Source organism: Desulforegulaceae bacterium (genome assembly GCA_034006035.1).
Classification (GTDB): domain Bacteria; phylum Desulfobacterota; class Desulfobacteria; order Desulfobacterales; family JACKCP01; genus JACKCP01.
The window spans coordinates 1-2,920 of record JAVETN010000027.1 but is presented as its reverse complement, the minus strand read 5'-3'; the positions used below and the strand labels follow the sequence as shown (position 1 = coordinate 2,920).

Sequence of the window (2,920 nt, the reverse complement as noted above, 5' to 3'; positions counted from 1 at the left end):
CCGCAGCACGTGGACAAATCCCTTCTCCCAAGTCTCCCAAAGCCCAAGCCGCGCAAGAAGTAGAAACGCCGGCGTCTATCGCACATCAGACACATCCGTGGAAGATGCGGATGTCTGAGCGCTTACTTTTCTTTGACGATCGCTAAAAGAAGCGATGAACTCGTCAATGTCAGATTTCCACCAACGCAGTTTACGATCAGCAGCGATCTTAACGGGAAGTGGGGCCTTCCCCAGCGCACACCAGCGTCGCCAGGTCGTCTTATTCACGCGGAGAAGATTGCTGATCAGCCTTAAATCAATAAAAGAATCGTTAAACATGTTTTGTCTCCATACAGGGTTGATTGTTAAACAGAAAATTCTGTGCTTTTAAATCAGTTACGTGGGAAATCATTTTTTTCTTTTAAGGTGATGACATTTCTTGCCTTCAAAGATTTTTTAAAAATTGAAGGCAAGAAATGTCGATAATTTTGCAATAACTATTTCTTATCTATCACTTGATATGGCGTATGGTCATTCAGCATTCTGATTTCGGACATCCTCTCTGCTGTTATCTGTGAATAAAATTTATAAATCATTTGAGAGTCGCTGTGCCCAATAAAGTTTGCAATAGAATGGCAATCTATTCCTTTATAGATTAAGTATGTGATTCTCATGTGTCTAAAGTTGTATGGAACAAATCTTTTTTTGATATTTGATTCTTTCATTGCCGTATTGAATGATCTTTTTAATGTTGAGACCTCTTTATTTTTATAGTTTACAATATAATCAGTTGGAGCTTCTGTTCCTTTATTTTTGCAAAATTCAATATCCCATTCCCTTGATTCTTTGATTTTGTCGCTAAGAAACTGGGAAATTTCAACAGTTCTTGTATCAATAATTTTTCCACCATCTTTGTCAGATCTTTCGATGGTAATTAAGTTTTTTTCGTGTTCGACATTTGAGTGTTTAAGTTTAAATAATTCGCATGGACCAAATCGAACTCCAAGTTCATCTGCAATTAAAATAGCAATTTTTAAATGTTTTGGACTGTTTTTATATAGAATTGACTTTTCATTATTTGTAAGAAACTCTATTTTTGGTTTGTCTGAATCGCTTTCGCTTCTCCCCTTTGAGTCGCTTGCTAAGTACGTAAAAACTGGACATTTCTTTAGTTCAACTAAATCATAAAATAGCTTATCGTCTTTTCTTTCAAGAAATAAGGCAATGGCTTTTCTGAGAATGTTTAACTCTCTTTTAATTGTTTTTAATAATACCTTCTTTTTTATAGTTTTGCCGTCAACTACTTTGTCTTCAGTTCTTTCGTCGGTGTATTCTGCCAATTCAGAACGTTTCAAGTTTGAAATTAAATGATCTCCAAATTGTTTTTTTAGATTATTTACCCTGCTTTTTTCGGAATTTCTCCTTGATTCTTTGTTTCGTGAAGAGTAATAATCCAAGGCTTTGCCAATCGTTAATTCTTCGTTGTCTTCTTTTTCATCATTACAAGTATCGATGTTTAGATATTTTTTGTGATGATCATCCATGTAAAACGCTTCTTTTTCAAACTTAACCATATGTTTGAATTGTGAATCGATTTTCTTGGCTTTATTCAGGTCGTCAATCTGGATATTGACTTGTTTTTTTGTGTATGGATGTTTAAAATATACCCTGTGTGTAATTTTGCCGCTTTTGTTTTTATAAGACTTGATTGCCATGTTTTCTCCTTTTTTATTATATTTATTTTAAAATTTTTTTAGAATTTGTATTTAATCAATTTTTCAATAATTTTAGCTTCGCTATAATTATTTGTTATGATGTTAATTTGTTTTTTTGTTAAAATTCTTTTAAAATATACCCGGTATTTTTTTTGCTTTTCATCAGTGGAAAAATTCATGTTAACAAGTTCTCCTTTATGTTATGGATTATTTATTTTTTCATGTTTTCTAAAATTTCTTTCCAATATCCGTGTCGATTTTCTGTTTCTACTTGTTTTTTTTTCGGTTGATGTTTTGATTCGAACATCATGTTTAGATCCCTGCCTAGCCATCTCAATCCTTTGCCGCGACCTATTCCTGTGTCTTTGTAATAGGTTATTCCGTGTTCTAGCATAAATTTTTTTGCTGTTCTCGCTGTTTTGAATTTTAGTTTTTTAGCTACTTCCATTGCCGTGTAGATTTCGTTTGGTGCAAAAATTAATGTGCTCATGAATACGTGTTTTGGGAAACACATTTTTTTCACACATCGATGCATTTTTTTTTAAAATTTTTATTTTTTTTAATCCTCAGTTTTTTTGTTCGGTTATTACCTGGATAGTTTTCATATTATAATGGTATTGATTCACTTGACTCAAGTTTATGACATGATTTCCGGGAAACCCATTTTTTTACACATCGAGAAGTTTTTTTGATGAAAAATAAATTTTTCACCTTTGCTCATTTTGCCATCCTGTTTTCTGTTTGGTTATGTTCCTAGAAGATGTTGCATATTATAATGGTATGGGTTCACATGAATCATGTTCATAACAAGATTTCTGGGAAACCCTTTTTTTACTCATCGAGAAGTTTTTTTGATGAAAGCTGAATGCGGTTCGTGCTATGATTACGATCTCGACTACTCGTCACGGCTCAACCACACCTGCATTTACTTTTTGAGCACGCCATCACGCAAAAGGGCCAATAACCACAGGCGACTGTGACCAGTCGAACAGCCGTGGCTGTCCTTTTCTGCGAAGGCTAAACTTCACGTCTCCAGAACCATGTTCATGGGAACTGTGATTTTTTTTCCAATCGAGTGAGATTTAAAAATTGAATGAAGAGGCGAGGTTGGCGGCGGGGGTGGTATTCAAAACCCGGTATTCAAAAAAAATTTGAACAAAAAAAGGGCTTAGGTGAATACCTAAGCCCTTGATTTTTATGGTCGGGATGAGAGGATTTGAACCTCC

At 34.4% G+C, this 2,920-nt stretch carries 2 protein-coding genes; both read right to left on the bottom strand.

Translation table 11 applies throughout. From position 1 onward, the window contains the following. Nucleotides 1-476: 476 nt before the first annotated feature. Nucleotides 477-1,694, bottom strand: a complete 1,218-nt coding sequence (locus RBR53_11980) for a tyrosine-type recombinase/integrase (GenBank protein ID MDY0133368.1) — start codon at nt 1,692-1,694, stop codon at nt 477-479. Nucleotides 1,695-1,905: 211 nt separating this feature from the next. After that, complete coding sequence (locus RBR53_11975) at nt 1,906-2,217, bottom strand: hypothetical protein (protein MDY0133367.1); 312 nt, start codon at nt 2,215-2,217, stop codon at nt 1,906-1,908. Nucleotides 2,218-2,920 lie beyond the last annotated feature (703 nt).